This window comes from Planotetraspora sp. GP83 (genome assembly GCF_041262585.1).
In the GTDB taxonomy this organism is placed as follows: domain Bacteria; phylum Actinomycetota; class Actinomycetes; order Streptosporangiales; family Streptosporangiaceae; genus JAOEGB01.
The window spans coordinates 1-25013 of sequence record NZ_JBGCBZ010000036.1 but is presented as its reverse complement, the minus strand read 5'-3'; the positions used below and the strand labels follow the sequence as shown (position 1 = coordinate 25013).

Here is a 25013-nt window from a genome sequence, read left to right as displayed (position 1 = left end):
GAAACCGGGCGGCGGCGGGTCGTCGATGACGACATTCGCGACCAAGCCCACGACGGTGGCAGAGCCTCCGCGCGCGATTGCGGGATGGCGAGCATGAACGGTACGGCGTGTCGAGCACGCTGAAGTCCAGGTGTGCCGCCAGATTTCGAAGGCGCGGCTTAACGTTTCCTTGTTCCTCGGCGAACGACGGCGACCGCCGGTTCACGGTCGCGGTGAATTCCAGGCCAGCCCGGCACCGGCTGTCGACGACCAGGCAGTTCCCCGGGGGCGACCGGAGGTAGGCTCCTTTCACCGGAGTGCAGAAGACTCAGCTCGGTGTACCCTCCGCCGGGGGAGGACGAGGTGCCGAGTAATACCGAAACACCGGCGTTGCGCGGCCGGCGGCGCGAGCGAGACACGCTCGACCGCTTGCTGCGTGACGTCCGTGCCGGGCACAGCCGTGTACTGGTGCTGCGCGGCGAGGTGGGCGCCGGCAAGACCGCGCTGCTGGACTATCTGAGCGAGCACGCCTGGGCCGGCCGGGTGACCCGGACGGCCGGAGTGGAGCCGGAGTCCGAGATCGCGTACTCGGCGCTGCAGCAACTCTGTGCGCCGCTGCTGGGCCACCTCGACCGGCTGCCCGAGCCGCAGCGTGACGCGCTCGCCACCGCCTTCGGACTCAGCCTCGGCAACCCACCGGAGGGCCTGGTCACCGGGCTCGCCGTGCTCGGGCTGCTCGCCGAGGCCGCGTCGGAACAGCCGCTTGTCTGCGTCGTGGACGACGTGCAGTGGATGGACCGGATGTCCGAGGTCATCCTCACCTTCGTCGCCCGCCGGCTGGATGCCGAGTCGGTCGCGCTGGTCTTCGCCTCGCGCAGCCCGGGGGACGAGCGGATCCTCAGCGGCCTGCCGGAGCTGCGCGTCGACGGGTTGCCCGCCGCGGACGCGCGGGAGCTGCTGGACTCGGTGCTGCCCGGACCGGTCGACGACCGCGTACGCGACCGGATCGTCGCCGAGACGCGCGGCAACCCGCTCGCCCTGCTTGAGCTGCCGCGTGGCCTCACGCCGGCGGAGCTCGCGTTCGGGTTCGGCTCGCAGAGTGCGACGCCGCTGGTGAGCCGGGTGGAGGAGGGCTTCCAGCGGCGCATCGCCGCGTTGCCGGCGGACACCCGCTGGCTGCTGCTCACCGCTGCCGTCGAGCCGGTCGGCGACGTGACGCTACTGTGGCGCGCGCTCGAGCGGCTGGGCATCGGGCCCGACGCCGCGCCGGCGGAGGCCGCGGGGCTGGTGGAGATCGGCACCCGGGTCCGGTTCCGCCACCCGCTGGTGCGCTCGGCCAGTTGGCGGTCGGCTGATGCCGCCGAACTGCGCGAGGTGCACCGTGCGCTCGGCGAGGTGACCGATCCGGCGCAGGAGCCTGACCGCCGTGCCTGGCACCGGGCGCACGCCGCGGTCGGACCGGACGAGGAGGTCGCCGGGGAACTGGAGCGGTCGGCCGACCGGGCGCTGTCCCGCGGCGGCCGATCCGCGGCCGCGTCCTTCCTCGAGCGCGCCGCAGAGCTCACCCCCAACCCCGAGCGGCGCGCCGCGCGTGCCCTGGCCGCCGCGGATGCCCGGCTCGCCGCGGGCGAGCCCGCCCTGGTGCCGGACCTGCTGGCCGTCGCGGAGCTCGGTCCACTCGACCCGTTGCAGCGTGCCCAGGTGGAGCGGCTGCGAGCCCAGGTGGCGTTCGCGCTCAACAACGGACGAGCGGCGGGTCCGCCGCTGCTCACGGCCGCCCGCCGGCTCGAGGCGCTGGACCCTGCCGCGGCGCGGGAGACATACCTTGCGGCCCTGGGCGCGGCCGTGAACGCCGGCCGGCACGGCGGCGGCGACCTGCGCCGGGCGGCCAAGGCCGCCCGTGATGCGCCCGCGGGCGAGGAGGTGGCCGGTCTGTTCCTGGCTGGTCTCACGACGTGGAGTCTGGACGGGTACGCGCCCGCCGTCCCACTTTTCGTCCGGGCACTGAACGCGCTCACGGAAAACGAGGATCTGGAGCTGCTCTGGCTGGCCGGACCGGTCACGCACGAGGTGTGGGACGACGCGGCCTGGCACCGGCTCACCGAGCGGGCGGTCGGCTTTGCCCGCTCCACCGGCGCATTGTCCATCCTGCCGACCGCACTGGCGTTCCGCGCCAGCGCGCTGATGTACGCGGGCCGGTTCGCGGACGCGTCGGAGCTGCTCGACGAGGCCGATGCCCTCGGACAGGCGACCGGTCTGGCCGCGCATCCGGCCACCACGCTCGTCCTGGCCGCTCACCGCGGCCACAAGCTGCCGGCCCTGGAGCTGGCCGAGGCCACGGTCAAGGACGCCGAGGAGCGCGGCGTGGGCAGGCTCCTCAGCGTGGTCGGGTACGCCAAGGCGGTGCTGTTCAACGGGCTCGGCAACTATCCGGCCGCGCTGGAGGCGGCCCGGGAGGCGGCCGAGTACGAAGATCTCGCCGTGCTCACCTGGACGCTCGGGGAACTGGTCGAGGCGGCCGCGCGCGCCGGGGAGGCCGCTGTGGCGGCCGAGGCCCGCGAGCGTCTCGCCGAGCGGACCGGCGCCGCCCGGACCGACTGGGCTTTGGGCACACTGGCCGTCGCTGACGCGCTCGCCGGACCTTCCGGGCAGGCCGACGAGAGATATCGCGAGGCGATCGAGCGGCTCGCCGCCGGCCGGCTCGGTATGCAACTGGCCCGGGCACGCCTGCTGTACGGCGAGTGGCTGCGCCGGGAGAACCGGCGCGGCGACGCCCGGATCCAGCTGCGTACGGCGCACGAGGCGTTCACCACGATGGGCGCGGAAGGCTTCGCCGAGCGGGCCGGCCGGGAGCTGACCGCCACCGGCGAGACCGTCCGCAAACGGACCCTCGAAACGCGCGATGAGCTCACCGGCCAGGAGGCGCAGATCGCCCGGCTGGCCGTGGCCGGGCGGACCAACCCCGAGATTGCCGCCACGCTGTTCCTCAGCCCGCGTACCGTCGAGTGGCACCTGCGCAAAGTGTTCATCAAGCTGGGCATCGGCTCGCGCCGCGAGCTCGCCGCGGCATTGCGCCGGTGACCCCAGCAGCTCCTCCCTGTGGGCGGAGCCGGGCTCGGTGCAGAACCTGCGGCCCCGGTGCTGACACCGGGGCCGCCGCGTTGTTTAGAGTGAGGTCAGGCGGTGACGCAGCGGTAGTTGGCGGCCACCGCCGGGTCGCCGTGTCCCGTGTACCGGGCCACCTGCGGGTAGCGGCAGATGTTGCGGGTGACCGTCTTGCCGTTCGCGTCGGTGATCGAGGCGGCGAGGGTGGCCGGAGCCTCCCCCTTCTCCACCCAATTCACCAGCGCGCCCAGGTCGTCGGTCGGTTGCGGGCCGATGCCGTCACCGCAGTGGTTTACGCCGGGCAGCAGGAACAGGCGGTAGAAGTCGTCGACCCGCTTGTCGCCGCCCAGCACGCGGTTGACCCGCTCGCGGTAGTCGACCGTGCCCTGGGTGGGCACCAGCTGGTCGGTCTGGCCGTGCCAGCTCAGCAGCTTGCCGCCGGCCCTGGCGAACGCGGACAGGTTGGGGTCGTCGGTGCCGATGATGTCGTTGTACTGCTGCTGGGACCGGCGGAAGATCTGCGCGAACTGCTGGTAGGTCAGCGTCGTGGTGTCGAACGAGGGGTTCTGCGTCACGAAGTACTTGACCCAACTGTTGGCGACGAAGAACGGCGCGCCGACCTGGGCGAGCCAGCCGAAGCCAGCACCCTTGTTCGGCCCGTACCACAGCTTCTTGCCGGTGGGGGAGATCGGTCCGGCCCAGATCTTGCGGACCGCGTCGGCGGTGGCGGCGGAGATCGTGATCTCCTTGCCGTCGCAGACGACCTTGGTGCCGATCAGCCGACGGGCGTCCCAGTGGCAGTCCCGCGGGTTGTCGATGATGCCGTCCTTGACCCCGTCGAGGGTGTCACAGGCCTTGATCGCGGCGGTGTTGAACTGCTCCAGCTCACACTGGGTGGGCTGGACCTTCTCCTCGTGGAAGACGACCTGCGACCACAGGGTGGCGACAGCGAACCGGTCCCAGTTGATCGCCGGCGCCTTGGCCAGGATTCCGTCGAAGTCCGTCGGGTAGTCCTGGGCCTCGAGGTAGCCCTGGCGGCCACCGGTCGAGCAGCCGTTCCAGTATGAGTGGCGCACCGGGTTGCCGTAGAACTTCTTCGCCACGTCCTTGCCGACGATGGCCATGTCGTGCAGCGAGCGGGAGGCGAAGTTTTTCAGCAGCGGAGTGTTGACCTGGCCGGCCGAGGTGAGCGCCCAGCCGCTGACGTCGATCGGGTTCTGGCCGATGCCAGCGTCGGTGGCCGCGGCGACGTAACCGTTCTTCACCGCGGCGACCAGGGGGGCTCCGAAGTCGCCGGCGAGGTAGGCGCTGCCGCCGGTGGCCTGGAACCGGCCGGTCCACTTCTTCGGGTCCTGCGGCAGTGAGACCTTGACGTTGACGTGGTCGTTCGCTCCCGGATGGGTCAGCGTTACGGTGACGTCGCACCAGGCCGGCACGTCGGTGATCGGCGCAGGCGTGGGCAGCGGGGGCGCGTCGGGGAACGTGACCGTCCCTCCGGCGTGCGCGACCGCCGCCACCGACTCCACCTTGGCGCCCGGCGGCGCGGAGACCGGAACGGCGGAACACACCGTCGCGGCGACAGTGCCGCTGTGATAGGTGACGGCACCGGCAGCCGGGGGCGCCAGCGCCGCCGACAGCGGTACCACGGCCGCCATCAGCAGGATCAGTCGTTTCATGCCCGTCACCCTCCCGTGGGGCATGCGGGCCTCGCCCCAGGGAGATTCCCTGGGGCGACCCCTGGTCGGGCCAGTGCCCGGGGTGCGTCGCGCCCGGAATCCGCGATCGAGTCGGTGAATGCCCGGATCCGCCGGGCGGTCAAGGCCCGAGGGGCCCCCAACGAGCAGGCCGCGCTCAAGTGCGGCTACATGGCGATCATGAGCCTGGACCGGCAGGGAAGGGCCGCAAACGCTGGGTCACCCGGTGGAAGGCCGCTTGATCGCGTTCGCCATCACCTTCGAAGGCGCCCAGCCTCCCGATAGAAGACACAACCACCGTTTACTCGGGTATTCGGTATATCGGAAGCTGAGCTCTTCAGCGCGGTGCCCGTCCTCCCTAGTGCCTCGCGTGAGGGTGCCGGTCGCGGCGAACTCCGCGATCGCGCGCTCCCTGGCGAGGATGTGACGTCCGTCAGTGCTGAAGCGTTCGGAGACGATTTGTCCCCCAGACTGGAGGACATCCTCACCTCCTGGGACACGCTCATGCGACGACGTGATCTGCTTCCGCGTCTCCGGAGGGGTTTTCCTGCTCCCGGTCCAGCTCAGCGTCCTGGGCGTGCCCAGCCCCGCGATCACCCCGACGGACCGCGGCACGGCTACGCGGTCAAAGAGGCCCTGCGCGACGCCACCGACGGCAAGCTGGACCTGCCCACCGGCACCGTCTATCCCGCGCTGCACCGGTTGGAACAGGCGGGGCTGATCACTGGGTGCTGGTCGGTGGTGAGTGGCCGGCGGCGCCGAACCTACGAGCTGACCGAGGCGGGGCGGCGCTCGCTGAGCGGGGCGCGCGACCAATGGCAGGAGTTCGCCGCCACCATCTCGGCGGCCCTGCGAGGTGCGCCGTGGCCAGCCACAAGCTGATCGACCGCCACCTGCAGGCGCTCGCCGAGCGGCTTCCCGCGCCTATGGCCGAGGAACTCGCCGACGGCCTGACCGAAGCGTACGAAAATCAGCTGGATCGGCTCGGCGACCCGGACGCGGCGGCCCGGGCAGCGCTCGCCGACTTCGGCGACGTCGACACGATCACGGCCGCCTTCGTGCGCGTCTCGCCCGGCAGGGGTACGGCGCTCCGCCTCCTGTCCGCGGGCCCCGTTGTCGGGCTGAGCTGGGGAGCCGCTCTCATCGCTGGCCAGGCATGGAGGTGGCCGGTTCCTCTCGCGCCGCGTCTGATCTTTGGTTCGCTGCTGGCTCTGGCCGGGCTCACGCTGTTCGTCGCCGTCCGGGAACGGCACTGCTACCGGACTGTACGGCTGGCCGCGCTGACCGGCGCCTCAGGCCTGGTGATCCTCGACGCCGTCCGTCAAGCGCAGCGACGACCAGAAGGGCTTCGTCGTGCTGCCCAAGCGGTGGATCGTCGAGCGTCTCTTCGCCCACCTGATGCGCGGCCGCCGCCTGGCCCGCGATTATGAGCGGCGCACGGCCAGTGCCGAGGCGATGGTCTACTGGTCGATGACCATGCCGAAGGCGGCGGCCATCTCCTGGCAGGTCACCGGCCCCTGCCCGAGCCGGGCCCGGCCCGCCCCCAACTGCAGGATGCGCTGGTAGTCCACCGACAGCGCCGACCATGCCAGCCCCTCACGCCACACGGGCACCTGCGACTTCGGCTGCGCCGCCTCCGCCGACTGCGAGCCCGTTCCTGACCGCCCTTCGGCGCCCGACGCACTCTCGTCGGCCCGGGCACAGTCCTCCCGGTCTCCTCCGCCGGGGCCAGCACCTCGCCGACCTTCGAGCGGGCAATCGCCCACTCCTGCCATTCCCGCTCGGCCACGACCAGTTCGGCCTGGATATGGTCTGCTTCCTCCCGCAGCGCGTGCGTCCACCCCGACGGCGAGTACCCAACTCGCGCTGTTCCAGCAGTCCGACCACCGACGGCATCCACGACCCCCACAGCAGCGACGACACGACAAGCCGTCACTCCCACCAGATCACTGAACCTATGCCCCACCAGCGAAAACGCAGTCCTCACGTCCGGAAAGACAACAGCTTTTCAGTCAGCTCATCCATTGACGTCGACCGCGACAGGGCTGAGATAGAAACGTGTCCAGTCGATGCGTCCGTCGCGGGTCGTCATGATGACTGGCCCACGCATGACGGCCTGGGTGCCGTCCGCGGCTGTGCCGACCATCTCCCATTCCGACCACAGTTCGGCATCGGCCGTGGCGCGGCGCAGAACCTCGGCCCGGATGTCGGGCAGCCGACCGAAGATGGCGGTCCAGTTCATGAGCACTCGGTCATTCCCGGTGAAGCCTTCTTGCGGCCGATGCGGGGTCTCGGACCGATAGTTGGTGGTGAAGCAGTCAGCGACCTGGTGAGGGTCGTGAGAGTTGATCGCATCCTTGAGCCGGTCGATCGGGTCATCCGTGTTCATCGCGTGCTCCTGGTTCCGCGGGTTGTGGCGCGCTGGGCACGGTCTGAATGTGCGCTTTACGCCTGGCGCCTCGTCAGGGGTGTGGCCGTGGAGCGCCCGGCAGGATTTCGCCGCTCAGGACGACGGGGTCGTTGTGTCTTCGCCGCCGGGCCTGGTGAAAGAGGTGGCCTGTGCCACGAGTGCAGCGATCTCGGGGTGTTTGGCGAAATGGCGAGCCTGTACCTGCTCGATCTTTGCTTTGATCTCGGGGTCGGCGGAGTCCGTGATGTCGAAGGCCTCAAACCGCGCGAGATATCCGATACCTTCCAGTTCAAGGCGGACGTGCGCGGGATGGTTCAGGTACTCGTGGTAGCCGTCGAGGTCTTCGATCACGAACACGGCTCCGTATGCGAAGCCCCCGGTGGGGTGTGGGCCCACCACGTACGACTTCACGGCAGGACTGGTCTCGCCGACCTGGCGTAGCAGGTCGAGGCAGGCGTTGAGTTGCTCCTCGCTCAGGTCGGGCTTGGGCGTCAAGCGGTTGATGTGGAAGATCATGGCCTTCTCCTCAAAACTCGGTACGGTACCGTCTTCTGTATTCCTAGCATGGATCTTGCTCAAGACGCAACCGTTCCGTCTCGGGTATGGTGAAGCCGGTGACCTCATCGCTGAAGCCCGGCGAGGGCGGTGCTCGCCGCGGTCGGCGCGGGCCCCGCCTTGATGACCGCACCACCACCGCGATTCAGGCGGCCTTCTTCGAAGAGCTGGCCGCCGTCGGCTACGGACGTTTGTCGGTGGACTCGATCGTGAAACGCGCGGCGGTCAGTAAGGCCGCCGTTTATCGGAGGTGGCCGAGCAAGGCCGATATGGTGGCCGCGATGATCGCGGAAGTCGCAACGGGCACAGTCGAGATGCCGGACACTGGGTCTCTGCGCGGCGACCTGGTGGCGTTCCTCACCGTCACCTACGATGGCATGCGTCACCCGCTGGCCGCCCGCATCATTCCCGCGATTCTTTCTGAAGCGGGCAGAGACGACGCTCTGGCGGCGACTCTTCGTGAAACGGTCGAGGCGCCGCGCCGCGCCCACGCCGAGCGCATGCTACGCCGGGCGATCGAGCGTGCCGAACTCCCGACCGACTGCGACCTGGATCTCGCGCTCGACCACATGATCGGCACGCTCTACTTTCGTGTGCTCGTGCGGCGGCAGGACCTGGACCGCCCCGCGATCCAGCGTCTGGCCGACGGAACGATCGCCGCGCTAGCAGCGACGCGTCTACCTCGATCCTCCGTCTGACCGATCTTGATGCCGCCCACCCGCGGCGCGCGAACACGATCCTCTACACCCGGCAGAAGCCCACCAAGACGAACACCGCCAATCACCCAGGCTAAGGGCTTGCAGGGAATCAAGGTGTTGTTCCCGTCCTCGGACTCGTTGCGCCACTCGGCGAACTGGTCCCGGTAGGAGGAGAGCTGCGGGTCGCCGGACTGCCCGCCGGGCAGGTGAAGCAGACCTGTGGCGTGATGTCCGGGTGCCACCACCAGGCCCATGGCCGGGCCGAAGCCGGTCCGGAAGGCGTGCACGGACTCGGCGCAGCCGGGAACGGGTACGCCCGGCAGGTCGAGCAGTTCGGCCAGTTCGGGTGCGGCGCCCGACAGGGGGTGGTGGATGCCGGTCGGGTTCAGCTCGCCCCAGCGCACCTTGCCCGGGGCGCGGCCCGGGGAAGGTGCGGGGCCAGCATCAGCCAGGCCAGGCGCAGTTCCGCCAGCAAGAAGGTGTGGAAGGTGCGGTGGGGAGGGGGCGCGAGTCGGTCGTCGCCGGACGACAGAAGGGCGCGCAGTGGCTCCTCGTGATCGTGCCGGCTGTACCTGGATTCCGGCTCTGTGGCCCGGCAGGAGGCCAGCAGGCAGGAGAACAGCGACTCGCGGACCGCTTCACGGAAAGGGATCAGCACGGGCAGTCCCACCGCGTCCACGCCCGCGGTGCCGTCCCAACCGCGCGTGCTCGCCGCACCGACGCGAACGCACCCGCCGGGTCCGGATCACCGCTGTCGTTGTGGGCGTCCTCGGCGAGCGTGTTCAGCAGCAGATCACGGTAGTACGTGTAGAAGCCGGCGTCGGTGTCGCGTTGTAAGTCCAGGAGGTCCTGCGGGGTCAGGTCAGACCGGTCCGTGAGCAGGGCCCCGATCCGGGCGGCCCGCACGCCGCCGAACTGGTTGCGGCGCCAGCCCCTGCCGTGCTCGGGTACGGCGCTGCTGGCGCTGATCACGAGGGCGTCGGCCGGATCGATGACGCGGGGCAGCTCGGCCGGGGCGCGCAGCCGCACCCAGGAGCGCGCACCGCAGTCGGGGCCCAGGATGCGGCGAGGTCCGGCGTGAGCAGGGAAGCGGCCGCACACGGTCCAGGCCACCCAGCCGGTGCTGTCGCACAGCACCACGTTCATCGCGGGCGCAGCCGCAGCCGTGGCGCTGGTGACGCCTTCGTCGACGTCTGCGGCGCGGGCCAGGGCGATCAGTCCCAGATCGAGCCCGCCGGGTTCCCGTGCCGTCCAGCGCAGGGATGTGAAGAGCCCGTCATGATCCGGCCCGTACAGCGGGCCCCAGACCGTCTCGCGCACCGCAATATCGACCGGCGCGGACCCGCGCACGGCGATCCGCTCGGCCCTTCGGCGGCAGGGGAGAGTCCGGCCGGGTGCGTGCACGTAGCGGTTTGTGTGCGCTCGCAATCCGCATGACGACGGTGTGCCGTCCGAGCCAACGTCAGGGCCGGTTCATCAACCGGCACCACGGTCGATCAGCGTGGTGGTCAGGCACTCGTACAGCCATTGTGCCGAGCGTTCGAGCGGCCACCCGCAGTCGTCGGTGAGCGTGAAGTAGGAGCCGTTGCCGAGGAAGTACCAGAGCACGTCGGTTGCCGCTGCCACGGTCAGACCGGGTCGTAGGGCGCCCAGCTCGTGAAGTCGTGACGCGGTGGCGGCCAGCCCGGCGCGCAGGCTCGCGTGCGCGACGCCGAGGCTCACCCGCACGGCGGCGTCCTTGGGCGCGGCGGCCGTCACCTGGCGCATGAGCGGCCCCCACTTGCCGAACTCGTCGCACGTGCCGTCGACGATCATCCGCAACAGTGCGACGGGGTCGGTCTGTGCCGCGATGCTGTCGTGGATGCCGCCGGCCTCCGCGGCGTGCACGCCGTCCTCGATGAGCGTGCGCAGCAGGCCGCTCTTGCCACCCCCGGCCGCGTAAACGGTGGGCACGGCAACGCGGGCCGCACGCGCTATGTCCTCGACGCGCGTGTCGAAGTAACCGCGTTCGACGAACAGCTGCCGGGCCGCGGTGAGGATCGCCTGCCGGGTGGCCGCCGCGTATTCGGCCCGTCGGCCGGAACCGTGTGTCGCCATCCTCCGATGATAGCTATAGTCATTCAATATAGTTACCTATCAGAAAGGAGCTGTGATGATCTTCCCCGTGCTGGAGGACCTGGCGCGCCTGCTCGACGCGATCACGCCGGAGCAGGAGGACCTGCCGACGCCGTGCGACGAGTTCGACGTGCGAACGCTGCGGCTGCACCTGCTCGGCTGGTTGGACTACTTCCAGGCCGCGCTCGCCGACCCCGCCGGCGACGTACGCCCCGATCCGGCGGCCCGGGTGAACGAGGACCGGTCTGGCGATCGGTCCGACGACTCCGCGGCCGTCATCGAGAAGCTCACCGCGACGCTGCGGGCCGCCCTGGACAACGCGGTGGCCACGCAGACCGTCAACGTGCCGATGCTCGGCGGCGCCTACCCGGGCAGCGCGGTGATCGACCTGTTGCTGGTGGAGGTGCTCGGGCACGGCTGGGACCTGGCCCGGACCACGGGCCTGTCGTGGCAGCCGGACCCGGCGACCTCCGCGCACGCGCTCGCCGTCCTTCAGGCGATCGTCAAGCCCGAGTACCGCGGTCCCGGCCTGCCGTTCGGCCTCGAGGTGCGGGTGTCCGCCGATGCACCCGCCCTGGACAGGCTCGTCGCGTTCACCGGCCGCGACCCGGGCTGGGCGCCCCGCGGAGACCTGCCGGGCGGGAGCCTGTGAGGCCGGCGTTCTCCCGGATTGTTAGTGCCTGTTTCCGATCCCCGGTCTAGCTCGCAGGTGTTATCGACGTGAGACCGGCGGGCTCTGGCAGCTCGCCAGGCGATCGTTGCCCCTGGGCAGAGCGCTTGGCGTTGGCAAACGGGTGCACCACAGGGGGGCATCGAGGCAGTCTCACTGCGGCGGGGAACCGATGGACGGTGATGCCGGGACTAGCCCGGCACACTGCGAGAGAGGAACCGCACGATGAAGCAGTCTGAGCTGGAGAGCAAGATTCAGACGCTGGAGACGGGTCTGGCCGTCCAGGAGGCGACCATGGCCGGGGCGCAGGCCACGCAGGCGGCGACGCAGGCAGGGATGACCTCGACGTTCGGCGCGACGCAGGCGGGGACGTGGTCGGTGATGGCCGTCGGCAGTGTTGCGCTGGTGGTGGGGATGTTCCTCGGCATCACCATCGCCAAGAACTGATAGCCGGCCCCGCCCTACCGGGTGCCGCCTGTCTCACTTTGCCGCCCTTTGTCTGACCTCGCGGTCCGGCGGGGGGGGGCCGCTGCAAGGGGGCTGTGGCCCAGCGGGGACCCCGGTCGCCTCACACAGGGAACGTTCCCATTGGCGTGCGGGAGTGACCATGGTGGTCTTGGGATCACCCGTTTGCGTAGAGCTGATCCAGGATCTGCGGCCCTTGGTGGTCCGGCGGGTCATGAGGGTAATGGCTGCCCAGGTGATGAGAGTCTTTCTGGACTATCTGGACCGTCGTCCTACGCGCGCGACGTGGTCAAACGGCATTGAGTTCGGTCCGTTCCGGGCAGTGATCGAGCAGCCGCCCGAGCGCCTCGGCGGCGTGCAGGCCGCGCCGGGACGGCGCGGTAGTGATCCAGCGGGCGACCTGACGGGGCGAGGGCGGCCGCTGCCGCGGTGAGTCGATCGGCAGGCCGCGACGCAGCGGCGCGATGGCCATCTTGACCCGCTGGTAGTGACCGCGGTAGCCCTTGGCGACGATCTCCTGATGCAGCACCGTCGCGGCGTGCTCCCTCCTCCCCCCGCTGCCCCAGGTACTCCAGGCTAGGATCGAGGCTCGTGGGCCTGCGTGGCCGCGGCCGGCGTACGCACTCCTGCCAGGTGGCGGCCCGCGCGTACTTGCGCACGGTGCGCCGGTTCAGGCCCAGCTGGCCGGCCGCGGCGTTGAGCGAGCGGCCGGTGTCGGTCACCGCATGCACCGCCTCGAAGAGGTTCTTCGCGTGGCGGCGGGCTGGGGTGTCGGCCTGGTCCGATGATGCCGCCGGACCCGGCGGCAGGGCCGGTTCGGGCTCGGGAACTGCGGTCGGCAAGCAGCCGCAGTGAGCGGCAGCGACATCCCCGGCCCGCTTCGACAGGCCCTGCCACAGATGGAAGCGGTCACTGACCTGCACCGCGTCCGGGGCGCCGTCGGTGATGCCCTGTAATGGTGGAGTCGGGTATTGGAACTGTCCGAATGCCTCGGGTTCAGCCCCTCGGTCGCTGGCTGACGTCGGCGGCGCAGGAGGCCCAGTCGCCGGCGGCGATCTTCTGCCGTTGGATCGCGCTTTGGATATGGATCCCCAAGGTCTTGGCCAAGATCGCTGCGGGGAGTTCGGCGGCGAGCGCGAACAGAGCGGTGTCATCCGACGTCATCGAGCCGGTGTGGTGAAGGGGAATCCCATGGATCACTTCGAGCAGCAGCTGGCACAGCTGATGCGCGACACCGAGGAGCACCGCCGGGTGCGGGTGAACGCCGAGGCGGAATCGGGTCCGCAGTACGAGCCGTTGCGGTTTGTGTCCTTCGGGTACTACCTCTTGTGGCGGAACGTGAGCCTATTCGGGAGCTGCCGGAGGTCGGCTGGGCCTGGCGGGGCCAGCATGGATAGTACCGCGGGCTGTTCACCGACATTTTGGTGCATAGGGTCGCCCTGTGGGAACAGGCGGGGCAGTCCAGGCGTGCTGCCCCGCCTGTTCTCACACGGTTACCAGGGCACTTCGCCGTTCTCATCCTGAAACGTTCCTGTCGGACCGTCAGCATCGAGGGTGGCAAGACGCACGACGACCCTGGCACTCTCCTCCGGCGTCCTTCCGATTCCGAATGCCGCGGTCATGTCGGTCGCGGTGGTGCCGGGCTCGACTGCATTGAACTTGATGCCCGGCTGGGACTTGGCGTACTGGACTGTCAGCATGGTGGCTGCGGACTTGGACGCGGAGTAGAGCGCCAACGGCAAGTTGAACTCAGGTCGCTCCGGATTGGTCACCGCCCAGAAGGATCCGGCGCTGCTGGAAACGGTGACCACAGTGGGGTTCGAGGACTTGCGAAGCAGAGGAAGCGCCGCTTCCGTGACACGCACGATTCCCACCGCGTTGGTGTTGAAGGCCCGGAGTGCCGTGGGACCGTCGGTGACTCCCTGCCCCAGGATGCCCGCGTTGTTCACCAGGACGTCGAGTCGGCCCTCGGTCGAGTCGATAGTCGCCAGAGCGCTGCTCACTGATGCGTCGTCGGTCACGTCGAGCTGCACGAATCGTGCGCCAAGCGCCGCCGCGGCCTTCTCACCTCGCTCGACGTCACGAGCGCCGATGTAGACGACGTGACCCAACGCAAGGAGCTGTCTGGCTGTCTCGAACCCGATGCCCTTGTTGGCCCCAGTGATCAGAGTGATGGTCATGCGTACCCCTACGAGTCATGTGGCCCGGCTGGGCCGTTAGCGATGTTGGGACTGTTCTGTGAGTTTCTGGCGCTGATCCGGAACTCAGCCGGTCAGTTGCCGGAGAAGTTCGCCGGCGTCGTGCAGGGCGGTCATGTGCACGAACCGTCCGTTGCGGACCTGGTAGATGGCGCACTCGATGATCTCGAACGAGGCGCCGGTAGGAGTCACGCCGAGCCATTCCTTCACCGGGGTACCCGTGTTGACGAGTCGCGCGGCCAGACGGTCACCGTCGAAGAGCAGCTCCTTGAGCTCCCAGTGGAGGTCCGGAACCGCGTCCACGTCATGCTTTTGAACCGCGATGAGGTCGTCCCGGGTAGCTGGCTCACCGTTCAGGGTGGTCCGGTCGTCGATGAACTCGTCCATGCCGTCGAACTTGTGGGCGTTGAGCGCCTCGATGTAGCGCAGGTAAAAAGCGCGCAGATCTCTGTCGGACACAAGGTGACCCTTCTGTGGGGCGGCTCCGGATTGGAACTGCAACGGGATGCTGATGAGATGCGACGCCCTCTACGGCCTAGCCGTGCCGGCCGTTGCTGAAGCGGATATGCGCTGACGAGAGTTCCTTTCGGCCGATGCGCTGGACTCTCGCAGACGGGTGCCGGGGGATGACCGACGGTGGTGGTGCGGGGAGCCTGAATGACAGGCCTGGGCGTTTGCCAGTGCCGAACGGGCGATCCGTCTGCCGACCTCGCCTGGGCCAAGAATCCCCGCTGTCGTCAATGCACCCTCGGCCGCCAGCCGGGCGGCACTGGCCAGGCCGATCCCGGTACTGTCCCCGGTGACGAGAGCGGTCTTCCTCTTGAGCAGTCCCACATGGTTAGCCCCTTCAGCTTCTGTAGCGATCGCTGCGGAAGTTGAACGTTAGCACTTCCGCAGCGATCGCTGCGGAAAAGGTAGGCTGCGGAGGTGGAGAAGCAACAGAGCGGCCTCATCGGCCGCCCCCGAGGATTCGACGCCGACGAAGCTCTGGAGCGCGCCATGCTGGTCTTCTGGGAGCATGGCTACGAGGGAGCCAGCACGGCGATACTGACGAACGCGATGGGCATCTCCACCACCAGCATGTACGCAGCCTTCGGCAACAAGGAGAAGCTGTTCCGCAGGGTCCTGGAGCGCTACACCGAAGGCCCGAGCGCATACCTCGCCCGAGCCCTGGAGGAGCCGACCGCCCTCCATGTCGCCACCGCAATCCTGGCCGGCACCGTTCGAACCACCACCCGCCCGGCCCATCCACATGGCTGTCTGGGCGTCCAAAGCGCCCTGACCACCAGCGACTCCGGACAGGAAGTCCGCGACCTCCTCGTCGCCTGGCGCAACAACGGCTACTGCTGCATCCAGGAGCGGTTCCAGCGCGCCGTCGACGAAGGCGACCTGCCTCCGCAGACCGATCCAGGGCTACTGGCCCGCTACCTCACCACCTTCGCCTACGGCATCGCCGTACAAGCCGCGAGCGGTGTCGGCCGCGACGAGCTCCGGGAGATGGCCGACGCCGTACTACGCAACTGGCCACTCATCTGAGGCACGCCCGGAGTGTGTTTTCGACCACCAGGGAAGGAGCTTGACGCCCTCTGGGTACCAGCCTGTCTGCGCGAGATCCAACGCACACGGAGGTGACGGCTTCACACAGCCGCTGCTTCCGGCGGTCGGCTCGGTACGGCCGTCGGCATGCCGGGCCGCAGAAGGCCGAGCCCCGGCTGAGCCGGCGCCCGTCAGCCTTGGGGTGACGTCCTTCGACGCTGCCCGGGCGAGGGGGTCCGCCACCGTTGTGCATGCGAGCCGGGCGACGGATCGCAGCTCGGCGTCCGAAGCGCCGGCACGGCTCAGTACGGCCAGCGACTGGTTGACAGCGACAACAAAAGTGGCGAGTTCGTCGAGCGTTCGGGTGTCGGCCGAGGAATCCGCCAGTGCCGCGCGTATCCGTTGGCGCTGCATGTCGAGCAGGCCACTGTGGGGGCGTTGCCGGTGGCAAGCACCACAGCCTCGGCGTCGATTCCCGTCCCGTCGGATAGGCACACCCGCACCGGATCGTTCCATCCCGAAGAGGTGATGGCGGACACCGTCTCGGTCACCAGCGTGAGCTCGGCGACCGGCCATGCGTCCTTTTGCGCGGTGCCGAGCACATGACGCAGGTAGCGGCCGTACGCCTGGCGCGGCAGGAAGTCGGAGTCGGCCACATCCAGCCCTTCGCGCCGGGCCCAGCGCAGGAGATGGCAACGGCATCCCTCTCGCCGTGTCCCTCACCGGCGGCAACCGCAACGACGTCACCCAGCTGATCCCGCTGATCGAGGCGATCCCACCGGTGCGAGGCCGGCGCGGGCGACCACGCAAGCGGCCCGCCTGCCTGTACGGCGACCGAGGCTACGACCACGACAAGTACCGCCGCTGGTCTGGGCCAAGGGCATCAAGCCGAACATCGCCCGCCGCGGCACCCCGCACGGCTCCGGCCTGGGCATCCACCGCTGGGTCATCGAACGCACCATCGCCCTGCTGCACTGGTTCCGCCGCCTGCGCATCCGCTGGGAATTCCGCGACGACATCCACGAAGCCTTCATGACTGTCCTGTCTCAACCGACCTGCTCGCAGCCCGAGGTTCTGACCTGGTCAGATAGCAGATCGTTTGAAACGCCTTAACTTCGTGAGTCTCAATTGACCTGCTCGCTCAGGCGGCTGTGACGGTCAGCGTCTCCTTTATCTGCTCGGTGGGCATGGCGTCTCAAACGACCTGCTCGGTGACGTCGTTTCCTGCATTCAATAACCGTGTTCGGTGAGCTAGGTCCTACTCGTCGGCAGGGGTCATCAGTGCAGCCTGGAAGACGGCTTGGTGTCGGGCGATGTGTTCGGCGTCAGCGCGGTAGAGGGTGTCGTCTCCTGTCGCGATATGGGCGGCGAACGCCTCGTTGCCCGCGTCGGCTTGGTCATGCATATGCCGGATCAGGTGGTCCAGCCGGGCCAGGGCGGTGTTGGTCAGCGCACTCCTATCGGTGTCGCCAAGACGGTAGGCGTCGGCGAACAGGCGCAGCCGACGTGCCTGCTTGTGAACCGCAGGAATGCCGACCTCGCGATGAGGGTCGGCCAGAGGCACGAACCGGTAGGCAGCATAGGCGACATCCCAGATACGCGGCCCTGGATGCGCGGTGTCGAAATCGATGAACGCAACCGGACGCCAATCACGGAACACGCAGTTGTAGGGGGCGATGTCACCGTGGCAGATCACCTCGGCCGGACTCTGCGGGGCGAAATACCAGCTGACGTTGGACGGTGCAGCAAAACCGGCGGTGGCCTCGTGGTAGTCCCGCAGCAGCGCGGCGACGCCGAGCAGGGCTTCGTCCGACTGTGCGTACTCAGGCAACGGGTAGTCGGGCACTTGGCCGGGCAGGAAGTCGAGGATCTCCCGGCCTTCGTCATCGATTCCGTGACTGGCAGGAGCACCGGTGAAACCAACCGCCACGAGATGGTTCAGCAGCGCGTGAACGGCCGGCGTCCAATGCCCCGTGGGCCGCCGCACCGTGGTGCCGATCCTCACGACATGATTGACACCTCCGCCGGTCAGCTCTTCTTCCTCAATCCGCGGTGATGTCATCGTTCGGAACTCCTTGTAGCTGAGCAGGTCCATCGAGCGGTTGCGGGCCGAGGAGATTCCGCTGCGAACATGATTGGTTCTATTTCATCGCAAGCCGAGTCGTTCCGGATACTCCTCTCTCATCTGCGGGCCAGCGCCAGATAGCGCTCCTCGGTGTCGTGGTAATCGAGCAGAGTCCAGCCAGCGGCATGCAGCAGGGGACGGACGTTCTGCTCGGCCCGTACGTCGTCAGGGGTGAGGGTTCGGCCGCGCCGTGCCGCGAGCACCGCACGGCCCACGGGATGAAACAGCGCCAGCCGTCCGCCGAGGCGAGTCACCCGGGCCAGCTCGGACAGCACGGCCGCCGGCTGGAGGACGTGGGAGATCAGCCCGGACGCCAGCACGCCGTCGACCACGCCCTCGCGGAGCGGAAGCCGTCCGACATCGGCGATCAGCAGCTGGCCGTACTCGCCCCGGCCCCGGTCGCGAGCCGACCAGATCATCTCCGGTGTGACATCCACGCCCACCACGTCTCCGGCGGGCCCAATCGCGTCTCGCAGCAGTGGGAACGCGCGGCCGGTTCCGCATCCGGCGTCCAGGGCCAGGCCCCGGGCTGGCAGGGCTAGCTCGGCGATCGCGGCGGCGAAGGCTGGGGTGTCGTCGGGGTACTTCTCCTCCCAGGTGGCCGCTCTAGCGGCGAAGAACTTCCTGGTCTCCTGGAGGGATCGGTCATTCATGGTCTTCGTCTCCTGTGCGGGGGAAGGGGGTGGACGAACGATTCGACCATGGGAGGTCCTCGTCATGAAGCTGAGTGCGCGCAACAAGATCCCCGCCCGGGTGACCGCGATCACCGCCGGCGAGGCGACCGCTAACGTCGAACTCGACGCCGGCGGCATCCGCCTTGTGGCGTCGATAACGGTGGAAGCCGCCAAGGACCTGGGCCTTTCCGAGGGTGACCAGGTGACCGCGATCATCAAGGCATCGGATGTGATCCTTGGGGTGTGAACCTCCTCTTTTCGTACGGCACTCTCCAACTGGAGCAGGTACAGCTCAGTCAGTTCGGCCGGCTGCTGACAGGACGGCCCGACGCCCTGCCCGGGTACACCATGACGATGATCCGGATCACCGATCCTGAGGTCATCGAGGCGAGCGGCGCCAACATGCATCCGCTGGTGGTCGCCTCACGGGATGGAGTGGTCGAAGGCACCGTGTTCGAGGTCACGGACGCCGAACTCGCCGCCGCCGACGCCTACGAGGTCGACGACTACGCACGGGCCGAGGTCTCTTTGCGTTCCGGGGTCCGGGCCTACGTCTACCTGTCACGGGACGAGGTCACGGAAGGCCGATGACCAGACGCATCGAGACGCCGTAGCGTTCTCCGCCGCAACCGGCAGTTGGCTGAACGACCTGGCCACGGCCCGGTCCGAAGCCGCGCAGACGATCGACCGTAGGCCGCGACGCCGCCCGCGCTGGGTGCTGGCGGTCGACGGAAAGGCGCTGCGCGGCACCCCGCACCACACCCCCACCGGCCGCGCCACACACCTGCCCGCGGTGACCGACACCCGCACCCTGGCGGTCCTCGGCCAGGTCGAGGTCGACGGCAAGCAACGAGATCACCGCGTTCGCGCCGCTGCTGGACCCGTCGACCTGACCGACACGGTGATCACCGCCGACGCACTCCACACCCAGCGCGAGCACGCCGTCTTCCTGGTCGAACGCAAGAACGCGCACTACATCCTGACCGCGAAGAAGAACCAGCCCCCTGTACAAGCAGCTCAAAGCCCTGCCCTGGCGCAAGGTCGCCACCAGCCACAGCGAAACCGTCAAGCCCTGGGTTCGCCCTGGCGACCATGACCTCGATCGCCCAAACCGTGCAGGCGGCTGGTCCGCGCATGTTGTTCGTCACCGTTCCCTGGCGGCCCTATCAGGACGGGCACCGGATCGAGTGGAAGCAGCCCGAGGCCGACAAATTCTTCGCCCAACTCAAGGGCGACTAGTTCCCGCGCCCAGTGCGACACCCGCAGTTCGATTCACGCTCCCCAACCCCCTTTATGCAGGTGCGGGGAGCGTTTCAATCGTGAGCCGGGGCGACGGGCATTGGGTCTCTTCATCCACTTCGGCACTGCTCCCAGTGCGGTGATCGATAGACTTCGGCGGATACGTTGGCCGTCGATGCGGAGAATGCCCTGTGAGGCGTTTCGTTGCCCTCAATGCCGCCCTGATAAGTGCCGTCCTGATAGCCGTTTCCGTACCGGCCGAGGCGGCCGAGGTCTCGACGGCGGAACGGCCCGCCGACACGTTGGCGAAGCTGCGGGCGCAACTGGTCGCCGGGCACGGCGTCAAGGTGGTCGAACGCCGGTGGACCTACATCGACCACAAGCTCTCCCCCACGGTCGACTGGATCGAGGGCGTCCTGCAGTTCAACCGCAGCGGGGTCGCCGGGTACGACGTCAGGGTCAAGTCCGGCCCGATGAGCGGCCGGATCCGCTCGCTGGCCATCGGGCCGTACACCTATCAGTCCGGGGGATCCATCGCCCAGTCCCTACCCAAGGGCAAGAAATGGCGACGAATGCCGAGCAAGCCGGGCAGACGCAGCCCGTTCCTCACCCAGATGATGATCGTCGAGCCCGCCACGATGAAGGCCGTGCTGGCGACCACCACGCATTACGAAAGCGGCGTCTACCGGGGCGCCATCACGCTCGGCCGGTTGTACGCCGTGTCCCCGTCGTACCACGCGGACGTCGCCAACAAGCCCGATGCCCGGGAGTCGGAGCTGACGATCAACTGGCTGCTCGCGACCAACTCCAAGGGCCTGCCGAGCTACCTGGTCACCAAGCTGGCCGACCCCGACGACAGCCTTGGCTACGTCGCCAGAAACAGCGAGGTGCTGTTCACGTTCTGGGGAAAGAAGGTCGACCTCACGCCCCCGCCCCTGAACACGATCAACTCCTGAGCCGGGAGGCCAAGAGCCGAGCCCTGCCGCCGACACCGCCCCCACGGCTCGCCACAGCCCGGGTGTCCTGCCAGAGCGCGTGTGGCCGCCGACGCGAGGGCGCGGCTCGCCGTACCGGAAACCGGCTGGTGGGCGGGTCGGCGGCTCGACCTCTGGTCAGTCTTTGGGCCGCAGGCGAGGCCGTCGGCGTTGACGTCAAGACGGTGCCTGTCCCTGCCGTGGACGGGCAGCGGGTCGAAGCCGTGGCTGGCCCACAGCGACGCATACGCCGGGTCGGTAGGAACTACGCCGGGGCGGCGAGGGACCCATGCCGGGTCGGCGGGGGCGACTCAGAAGGCGGCGATGGTCGCCGAGCGGATCGTCGCCGAGGGCTACGGGAGCACGACGCCCCCCGTGGAGCGCCCCGCCCGATGACCGCGAACGGATCGGCCGAGGACGTCCATCGTCATCTGACCATCGGGCCGGGCCCGGAGGGTTGCAGCTCAGCTACTACCTGCACCGGGCCGGCGCCGACTATCTCACCCTCGAACGCGAGGCCGCGCCGGGCGGCTTCTTCCGCACGTACCCGCGCCACCGCAGGCTGATTTCGCTGAACAAGGTGCACAACGGTGAGAAGGACCCGGAGATAACCCTGCGCTGGGACTGGAACTCGCTGCTCAACGACTCGCCCGAGCTGATGTTCCCCCGCTACTCGCAGGAGTACTTCCCGAGCGCCGGCGACATGGTGCGCGAACCATGACCCAATCGCCGTCCCGGGTGGCGCCCCAGGCGGACCGCGTCGGCTGGTAGGCCACGCCCGCGCATGGGAGCGGATGACAAATTCGGCGAATAGCAAAATTAGGGGAAGTTGGGCTTTTGTTGCTGTTCCGAAGGGTGATAAGGGAGTTACTTGTCGCCAGTAATTCCTATTTGTTGAGGCGTTCGATCATTCACTGCTGAAACCTGAAGCCGAAGAGATGTTCCGGCTTGAAAGAGCTTTGGAATGGTTGCGACGATGGCGCCCCCGTTGCCGGCGGCGGCACGGCCGGGCGCCGAGAACACGCTGGTGGCGTGGGCGGCGCGGTCGGCGAGCCGCCGGGTGACCATACCGGTCGGCGACGGGTTGCGGTTTGTGTTCTACGGGCGGGTGTCGACGGAAGATCATCAGGATCCGGAGACGTCACGGGCGCGGCAGCGGGCGCAGGCCGTGGCGATCGTGGCAGGATTCGGGCGGATCGTAGGCGAGTATTTCGATTCCGGGCAGAGCCGGGTGCTTCCATGGGCGCGGCGTCCGCAGGCCGCGGCGCTGGTAGCGGCGATGGCCGATCCCGGCCGCGGGTTCGACGCGATCGTGGTGGGGGAGTACGAACGGGCGTTTTACGGCAGCCAGTTCGCGTTGATGGCGCCGTTGTTCGAGCATTACGGCGTGCAGTTGTGGATGCCGGAGGTCGGTGGCCGAGTCGACTTCGCATCCGAGGCGCACGAGCAGGCGATGATCGCCTTGGGGATCCAGTCCAAGCGGGAGATCACCCGGACCCGGATTCGGGTGCTGACCTCGATGGCCGCCCATACCATCGCGCAGGGCCGGTACCTGGGCGGCCGACCGCCGTACGGATACCGCCTGGCCGATGCCGGCCCGCATCCGAACCGGGCTCATGCGGTGTGGGGGCGGCGGGCGCTCCGGTTGGAACCGGACGAGCAGGCCGCGGCCATCGTGAGGTGGATGTTCGCACAGCGGCTGGCTGGGCACAGCCTGGCCCGCATTGCCCGGGCGCTGAACGACATGCAGGTACCGTGCCCGTCGGCCGCCGACCCGGAGCGGCAACCGCCACCGGGCGGGTTCGGGGTGGGGCACGACGTCCGTGGGCGCCATCTTGAGCAATCCCCGCTACACCGGTCGGCAGGTGTGGAACCGTCAGCCCACCGAGCATGAGTTGATCGATCCGGGCAACACCGGGCTGGGGCATCGACAGGTGCAGTGGTGGGGCCTGCCCGACGGGTGGGTCATCTCCAAGCGGCCGGCGCATCCGCCGCTGGTCAGCGAGGCTGACTTCATCGCAGTCCAGGGCATGCGCGCCGACCGCGAGACCACCTGCCCGGACCGCCGCTACCTGCTCGCCGGGATGGTGCACTGCGGGGTGTGCGGGCGGCGGCTGGAGTCATGCTGGGCCAACAACCGGGAGGCCTACCGCTGCCGCCACGGCCACACTACCGCCAACGGCTCCGACACCGCGCGGCCCAAGAACGTATATGTCCGCCAGGACCGCATCCTGCCGCATTTACAGGCCTTGTACCTGCTGCTGTCCGGGTCCGATCCGGCCGACTGGCCGGCCACACCGCCTGACGTCATGGAGGTCATCGAGACCTGCGAAACCCGCGAGATCACTCTGATTTACGATCCGTGTCGCGCGCGCTTCGCACGGACACGCCCAGGAAGGTGAGCGTCATACTCGACCGTGCCCGCTGACGGGGGCGGTCACGATCCGTCCGCGAGATTCCCCGACGTTCGGAAGGGAGGCACCGCCAAACGCCCCGCATCGGCCAAAGGCCGGGCACGGGCGGCGTCTCAGTATGCCCAGGTTTGCCCGGCTATGTACAAGTAACGTGTCCGAGGGCCGACACCAACCAAATCCCAATGGGCGCTGACCACCGAGTTCCTTCTTGGATCCGCGGGGGTGTGAGATGCGCTCTGACCGCTGGATCCGGCGTACCACGACCGCGAGCGTCCTGGTCGTCGCCCTGATTGCCGCCGTCGTCTCCTTCCGCCACATGCACCGCCTCGCCCTCGACCACGGTGAGGATCCTCTGGCAGCTGCCCTTATCCCGCTTGCTGTTGATGGAACCATCGTCGCGGCGTCGATGTCCCTTCTCATGGCCAGCCGGTGCGGCGGTCGTGGAGGTGTGCTGCCCTGGCTGCTTCTCGTCGCGAGCAGTCTGGCCAGCCTGGGCGCGAACGTCGCGGTCGCTGAGCCGTCCCTGATCGGTCGAGTGATCGCCGCCTGGCCATCGTTCGCTCTGATCGGCGCTTACGAGCTGCTGATGAGCCAGATCCGCAGGTCGGCCGGACAGCAGGAACCGGTTGAGACGTCGGATTGGGCCAGCCCTGAAGCTGTGGGAGCTGCCGTTATCGGAGCGGAGGGCGACGGGGCCGATGAAGAGAACGTCGTTCAAGATGGCGCAGCCGGCCAGCGCGCACTTCAGTGTGCTGCGTGGCGGTGGGCACAGAGAAACCGTCGGCTGGATGGTGCTCTACCTACAGGTGCCGACATCGCCCGAGCCTTCGAACGGAGCCCTCGCTGGGGACGGCTCGTGAAGAGCATCGGATCTGCTGGGAAACTTGGAGGACCCCTGTCACCTGTCGATGATTCTCAAGGTTGAGGGCCGTGATCAGGTCGGTAGAGGCGGGTGAAACTGACCGAGTCCCCGATGGGAAGCTGGAAGCGGCCGCAATGATGGTCGGTGACCGGGCCATGCGAGACTGGGCCGACCGCGATCGCCAACAGGCTGCGCGATATTCTCGGCGACTCGCCGTTCCACGTGACCGCCCTCACTCACTTCCAGGGGCGCGGGGAGCACTGTCTCGGTCTCCCAGTCTTGATGGTGACCGGGGACCATTCTCGCGTCCGCGGGAAGCACCCATCCTCACACGTGGTATGGCACGGCTCACCGGGACCATCCCCGCGTGCGCTGGGAGCACTTGCACGCGCCACATCCCTCGTGCTGGTGATCGGGGCCATCCCCGCGTGCGCGGGGAGCACGTGCCAAGGGTGATGGAGTATTCAGCTAGACAGGGACCATCCCCGCGTGCGCGGGGAGCACAGGAACGCTGACCGGCCGCTCTTACCGACTGTGGACCATCCCCGCGTGCGCGGGGAGCACTTGGGCACGTTCGCCCACAGTGAGATCACGTGGGGACCATCCCCGCGTGCGCGGGGAGCACGGAATCCTCGGCCTTGTCATCGGGTGGTGCACGGGACCATCCCCCGCGTGCGCGGGGAGCACGTACGTGTACGGCTCGCCCGGGTCGTCCCACAGGGACCATCCCCGCATGCGCGGGGAGCACAGGCCACGGTCACGGGACTTCCACTGATCGCCGGGACCATCCCCGCGTGCGCGGGGAGCACGACCCGCATCCACTCCTGACACAGCCAGGACAGGGACCATCCCCGCGTGCGCGGGGAGCACACGGCGCCGTCCTCTCCCGGATCGACGAGGGACCATCCCCGCGTGCGCGGGGAGCACAGGACGACCTCGTGATCGGTCGGCATGCGCGCGGGACCATCCCCGCGTGCGCGGGGAGCACGCATGGAGCGGCCGGAGCCATGTCCTGTTGTGGTGGACCATCCCCGCGTGCGCGGGGAGCACGCTGTGCTTCCGAACAGCGGCAGGTAGTCGTTGGGACCATCCCCGCGTGCGCGGGGAGCACGATGTTCTGCAGGAGGTCGGTGTCGTCGGCCAGGGACCATCCCCGCGTGCGCGGGGAGCACCGGCCAAGCGGCTCTCGTCCACTGGGATAAGCAGGACCATCCCCGCGTGCGCGGGGAGCACAGCCTATGCATGCGGGTTCATGATCCTTTGCAGGGACCATCCCCGCGTGCGCGGGGAGCACGACCGG

General features: G+C 68.6%; 30 protein-coding genes, 2 pseudogenes and 1 CRISPR repeat array. Of the genes and pseudogenes, 17 read left to right on the top strand and 15 right to left on the bottom strand.

Features of this window, described 5'->3' with window-relative positions; genetic code table 11:
• Positions 1-342 precede the first annotated feature (342 nt).
• Entirely contained in the window at positions 343-3060 is a 2718-nt protein-coding gene (locus ABH927_RS32545) for an AAA family ATPase (protein WP_370028016.1), read from the top strand.
• Between the two features lie 95 nt (positions 3061-3155).
• Here ABH927_RS32545 and ABH927_RS32540 read toward each other — a convergent pair whose 3' ends face one another.
• Entirely contained in the window at positions 3156-4760 is a 1605-nt protein-coding gene (locus ABH927_RS32540) for a tannase/feruloyl esterase family alpha/beta hydrolase (protein ID WP_370028014.1), read from the bottom strand.
• A 477-nt stretch (positions 4761-5237) separates the two neighbouring features.
• Here ABH927_RS32540 and ABH927_RS32535 point away from each other — a divergent pair, with 477 nt between their 5' ends.
• Both ABH927_RS32535 and ABH927_RS32530 read left to right on the top strand, forming a co-directional pair.
• Positions 5238-5660 (top strand): PadR family transcriptional regulator, encoded by a 423-nt coding sequence (locus ABH927_RS32535; protein ID WP_370028012.1) that lies wholly within the window; start codon positions 5238-5240, stop codon positions 5658-5660.
• A 438-nt stretch (positions 5661-6098) separates the two neighbouring features.
• Positions 6099-6233: pseudogene (locus tag ABH927_RS32530) on the top strand (IS5/IS1182 family transposase); the annotation flags it as partial.
• A gap of 5 nt (positions 6234-6238) precedes the next feature.
• Here the strand turns inward: ABH927_RS32530 and ABH927_RS32525 are convergent.
• The 3 genes from ABH927_RS32525 to ABH927_RS32515 form a co-directional block, all read right to left on the bottom strand.
• Positions 6239-6391: a hypothetical protein gene (locus tag ABH927_RS32525; protein ID WP_370028010.1), complete on the bottom strand. Its 153-nt coding sequence runs from the start codon at positions 6389-6391 to the stop codon at positions 6239-6241.
• A 404-nt stretch (positions 6392-6795) separates the two neighbouring features.
• A complete protein-coding gene (locus tag ABH927_RS32520) occupies positions 6796-7167 on the bottom strand; it encodes a nuclear transport factor 2 family protein (RefSeq protein WP_370028008.1) in 372 nt (123 codons plus the stop codon).
• Positions 7168-7281: 114 nt separating this feature from the next.
• Positions 7282-7704, bottom strand: a complete 423-nt coding sequence (locus ABH927_RS32515) for a Dabb family protein (protein ID WP_370028006.1) — start codon at positions 7702-7704, stop codon at positions 7282-7284.
• 86 nt (positions 7705-7790) lie between these two features.
• Here ABH927_RS32515 and ABH927_RS32510 point away from each other — a divergent pair, with 86 nt between their 5' ends.
• On the top strand, positions 7791-8441 hold the full coding sequence (locus tag ABH927_RS32510) for a TetR/AcrR family transcriptional regulator (protein WP_370028005.1): 651 nt from the start codon (positions 7791-7793) through the stop codon (positions 8439-8441).
• On the opposite strand, the gene ABH927_RS32505 is transcribed toward ABH927_RS32510, so the two are convergent.
• The 4 genes from ABH927_RS32505 to ABH927_RS32490 form a co-directional block, all read right to left on the bottom strand.
• On the bottom strand, positions 8327-8845 hold the full coding sequence (locus ABH927_RS32505) for a penicillin acylase family protein (protein WP_370028003.1): 519 nt from the start codon (positions 8843-8845) through the stop codon (positions 8327-8329). The two genes, ABH927_RS32510 and ABH927_RS32505, sit on opposite strands and share 115 nt — an antisense overlap.
• Positions 8827-9099, bottom strand: coding sequence for a hypothetical protein (locus ABH927_RS32500; RefSeq protein ID WP_370028001.1), 273 nt, complete (start codon positions 9097-9099; stop codon positions 8827-8829). The genes ABH927_RS32505 and ABH927_RS32500 overlap by 19 nt, the downstream gene beginning before the upstream one ends.
• A complete protein-coding gene (locus tag ABH927_RS32495; RefSeq protein ID WP_370027999.1) occupies positions 9093-9845 on the bottom strand; it encodes a penicillin acylase family protein in 753 nt (250 codons plus the stop codon). The genes ABH927_RS32500 and ABH927_RS32495 overlap by 7 nt, the downstream gene beginning before the upstream one ends.
• 72 nt (positions 9846-9917) lie before the next feature.
• Positions 9918-10538, bottom strand: a complete 621-nt coding sequence (locus tag ABH927_RS32490) for a TetR/AcrR family transcriptional regulator (protein ID WP_370027997.1) — start codon at positions 10536-10538, stop codon at positions 9918-9920.
• A 55-nt stretch (positions 10539-10593) separates the two neighbouring features.
• Here ABH927_RS32490 and ABH927_RS32485 point away from each other — a divergent pair, with 55 nt between their 5' ends.
• Together ABH927_RS32485 and ABH927_RS32480 are read left to right on the top strand one after the other, a co-directional pair.
• Entirely contained in the window at positions 10594-11208 is a 615-nt protein-coding gene (locus ABH927_RS32485) for a TIGR03086 family metal-binding protein (protein WP_370027995.1), read from the top strand.
• A 243-nt stretch (positions 11209-11451) separates the two neighbouring features.
• Positions 11452-11673: a hypothetical protein gene (locus ABH927_RS32480; protein ID WP_370027993.1), complete on the top strand. Its 222-nt coding sequence runs from the start codon at positions 11452-11454 to the stop codon at positions 11671-11673.
• A gap of 307 nt (positions 11674-11980) precedes the next feature.
• On the opposite strand, the gene ABH927_RS32475 is transcribed toward ABH927_RS32480, so the two are convergent.
• The 4 genes from ABH927_RS32475 to ABH927_RS32460 all read right to left on the bottom strand — a co-directional run bounded on the left by ABH927_RS32475 (position 11981) and on the right by ABH927_RS32460 (position 14348).
• Positions 11981-12220 (bottom strand): hypothetical protein, encoded by a 240-nt coding sequence (locus tag ABH927_RS32475; RefSeq protein WP_370027991.1) that lies wholly within the window; start codon positions 12218-12220, stop codon positions 11981-11983.
• 467 nt (positions 12221-12687) lie between these two features.
• Entirely contained in the window at positions 12688-12936 is a 249-nt protein-coding gene (locus ABH927_RS32470; RefSeq protein ID WP_370027989.1) for a hypothetical protein, read from the bottom strand.
• A gap of 248 nt (positions 12937-13184) precedes the next feature.
• Positions 13185-13871, bottom strand: a complete 687-nt coding sequence (locus ABH927_RS32465; RefSeq protein ID WP_370027987.1) for an SDR family NAD(P)-dependent oxidoreductase — start codon at positions 13869-13871, stop codon at positions 13185-13187.
• Positions 13872-13955: 84 nt separating this feature from the next.
• Complete coding sequence (locus ABH927_RS32460; RefSeq protein ID WP_261585333.1) at positions 13956-14348, bottom strand: ester cyclase; 393 nt, start codon at positions 14346-14348, stop codon at positions 13956-13958.
• A 468-nt stretch (positions 14349-14816) separates the two neighbouring features.
• Here ABH927_RS32460 and ABH927_RS32455 point away from each other — a divergent pair, with 468 nt between their 5' ends.
• Entirely contained in the window at positions 14817-15425 is a 609-nt protein-coding gene (locus tag ABH927_RS32455) for a TetR/AcrR family transcriptional regulator (RefSeq protein ID WP_370027985.1), read from the top strand.
• A gap of 302 nt (positions 15426-15727) precedes the next feature.
• Here ABH927_RS32455 and ABH927_RS32450 read toward each other — a convergent pair whose 3' ends face one another.
• Positions 15728-16081, bottom strand: a complete 354-nt coding sequence (locus ABH927_RS32450) for an FAD/NAD(P)-binding protein (RefSeq protein WP_370027983.1) — start codon at positions 16079-16081, stop codon at positions 15728-15730.
• On the opposite strand from ABH927_RS32450, the pseudogene ABH927_RS32445 reads away from it, so the two are divergent.
• Positions 16063-16538: pseudogene (locus tag ABH927_RS32445) on the top strand (transposase); the annotation flags it as partial. The gene ABH927_RS32450 and the pseudogene ABH927_RS32445 sit on opposite strands and share 19 nt — an antisense overlap.
• Before the next feature lie 145 nt (positions 16539-16683).
• Here ABH927_RS32445 and ABH927_RS32440 read toward each other — a convergent pair.
• Positions 16684-17520: a phosphotransferase enzyme family protein gene (locus ABH927_RS32440; protein WP_370027981.1), complete on the bottom strand. Its 837-nt coding sequence runs from the start codon at positions 17518-17520 to the stop codon at positions 16684-16686.
• Positions 17521-17606: 86 nt separating this feature from the next.
• On the bottom strand, positions 17607-18203 hold the full coding sequence (locus tag ABH927_RS32435; protein WP_370027979.1) for a class I SAM-dependent methyltransferase: 597 nt from the start codon (positions 18201-18203) through the stop codon (positions 17607-17609).
• Here ABH927_RS32435 and ABH927_RS32430 point away from each other — a divergent pair.
• From ABH927_RS32430 to ABH927_RS32390, 9 genes are all read left to right on the top strand, one after another.
• The gene (locus ABH927_RS32430) at positions 18202-18471 is read left to right on the top strand and encodes a molybdopterin-binding protein (RefSeq protein ID WP_370027977.1); all 270 of its coding nucleotides are present in this window, start codon (positions 18202-18204) and stop codon (positions 18469-18471) included. The two genes, ABH927_RS32435 and ABH927_RS32430, sit on opposite strands and share 2 nt — an antisense overlap.
• Positions 18468-18815, top strand: coding sequence for a gamma-glutamylcyclotransferase family protein (locus tag ABH927_RS32425; protein ID WP_370027975.1), 348 nt, complete (start codon positions 18468-18470; stop codon positions 18813-18815). The genes ABH927_RS32430 and ABH927_RS32425 overlap by 4 nt, the downstream gene beginning before the upstream one ends.
• 124 nt (positions 18816-18939) lie before the next feature.
• The gene (locus tag ABH927_RS32420) at positions 18940-19320 is read left to right on the top strand and encodes a hypothetical protein (RefSeq protein ID WP_370027973.1); all 381 of its coding nucleotides are present in this window, start codon (positions 18940-18942) and stop codon (positions 19318-19320) included.
• The gene (locus ABH927_RS32415; protein WP_370027971.1) at positions 19317-19463 is read left to right on the top strand and encodes a hypothetical protein; all 147 of its coding nucleotides are present in this window, start codon (positions 19317-19319) and stop codon (positions 19461-19463) included. Before ABH927_RS32420 ends, ABH927_RS32415 begins: the two co-directional genes overlap by 4 nt.
• A 191-nt stretch (positions 19464-19654) precedes the next feature.
• On the top strand, positions 19655-20419 hold the full coding sequence (locus tag ABH927_RS32410) for a hypothetical protein (protein WP_370027969.1): 765 nt from the start codon (positions 19655-19657) through the stop codon (positions 20417-20419).
• A gap of 475 nt (positions 20420-20894) precedes the next feature.
• Entirely contained in the window at positions 20895-21158 is a 264-nt protein-coding gene (locus ABH927_RS32405) for a hypothetical protein (RefSeq protein WP_370027968.1), read from the top strand.
• A gap of 243 nt (positions 21159-21401) precedes the next feature.
• Positions 21402-22331, top strand: coding sequence for a recombinase family protein (locus ABH927_RS32400; RefSeq protein WP_370027966.1), 930 nt, complete (start codon positions 21402-21404; stop codon positions 22329-22331).
• Complete coding sequence (locus tag ABH927_RS32395) at positions 22273-22839, top strand: recombinase zinc beta ribbon domain-containing protein (RefSeq protein ID WP_370027964.1); 567 nt, start codon at positions 22273-22275, stop codon at positions 22837-22839. Before ABH927_RS32400 ends, ABH927_RS32395 begins: the two co-directional genes overlap by 59 nt.
• A 241-nt stretch (positions 22840-23080) precedes the next feature.
• Positions 23081-23776 carry a DUF2637 domain-containing protein gene (locus ABH927_RS32390; RefSeq protein WP_370027962.1) on the top strand — a complete coding sequence of 232 codons (696 nt, stop codon included), beginning with the start codon at positions 23081-23083 and terminating at the stop codon, positions 23774-23776.
• Between the two features lie 230 nt (positions 23777-24006).
• Positions 24007-25007: direct repeats of the CRISPR family, unit length 28 nt; unit sequence GGACCATCCCCGCGTGCGCGGGGAGCAC.
• Between the last annotated feature and the right edge of the window lie 6 nt (positions 25008-25013).